The sequence below is a fragment of the Motiliproteus sp. MSK22-1 genome, assembly GCF_001968815.1.
Taxonomy (GTDB): domain Bacteria; phylum Pseudomonadota; class Gammaproteobacteria; order Pseudomonadales; family Balneatricaceae; genus Motiliproteus.
The window spans coordinates 1-1,075 of record NZ_MIEQ01000008.1 but is presented as its reverse complement, the minus strand read 5'-3'; the positions used below and the strand labels follow the sequence as shown (position 1 = coordinate 1,075).

General features: G+C 52.7%; 1 protein-coding gene. It reads right to left on the bottom strand.

The features are described from left to right. A partial coding sequence (tnpC, locus tag BGP75_RS00045; protein ID WP_076713785.1) for an IS66 family transposase occupies positions 1-1,075 on the bottom strand: 1,075 nt, incomplete at both ends.

The following is a 1,075-nucleotide window of genomic DNA, read 5'->3' as shown; positions in this document are numbered from 1 at the left end:
ATAGATTTTCGATAGCCTCAACCGTTGTCGCAGCAGGTAGATGGGTAAGAACGCGGCAGAGGTAAGTGTACGGTTCCACGCCATTGGCCTTGGCCGTTTCTATCAGGCTATAAAGGTTAGCACTAGCGCGTGCGCCAGCTTGGCTGTTACTAAACAACCAGTTTTTTCGCCCTACCACGAATGGGCGTATTGCGTTCTCCGCTAGATTATTATCCATCCGTAGATAACTCGCATCACAGTAGCGAACCAGCTTATCCCACTGATTATGTAGATAATACAGCGCCTTACCCAGTGCGCTTTTCGGCGGCACCTGTGGCAATGATTTTTCCAGCCATTTTCGCAGATTCGCTAGTATCTTCTGGCTTTGCTGCTGGCGGACCTCCAATTTCTTGTCCGGTGGCTGATCGGTGATCTGCTTTTCGATCCGGTACAGCTTCTGGATATAAGATAGCCCCATTTGGGCCTTACCGGCTTTTTGCGGTTTTCCTTTTTGGGGTTTCCCCTGAGCCTTGATTGCTTCATCGAACTTACGGCGGGCGTGAGCCCAGCAGCCCTGGTTGATGACGCCTTCCTGACGCCCGATCGCCGCATACCCTTCATAGCCATCGGTTTGGATATACCCCTTATAACCGGCTAGCAAGCGTTCCGGTACGCTACCACTGCGGCTGGGGTCGTAGTCAAAGAGTGTCACCCGATGACGGCTACCGCCTCCGGCCACCTGAACCCACATGTATGATTTGCTTTGTGCTGCTTTACCGGGTTCTTTCAGCACCTGTACCGTGGTCTCATCACAATAGATCACCAGTGATCCCAGCAGTTTATCGCGTAACAGGTTGATCAGTGGTTGAACCAACTCGCCAATACGGATCATCCAGTGTGCCATTGTGGCTCGCGGTAACTCGATACCGGACCGCTGCAGCGTGGTCTCCAGTCGATACAGCGGTAGTCCATCCTGGTATTTGCAGGTTGCGATATGTGCCAACAGACCCGGACTCGCGATACTCTTGGGAATTGGCTGTGGCGGCACCGGTGCTGTTTTAATGCTGCCGTCACAAGCTCGGCAACCATACTTCAG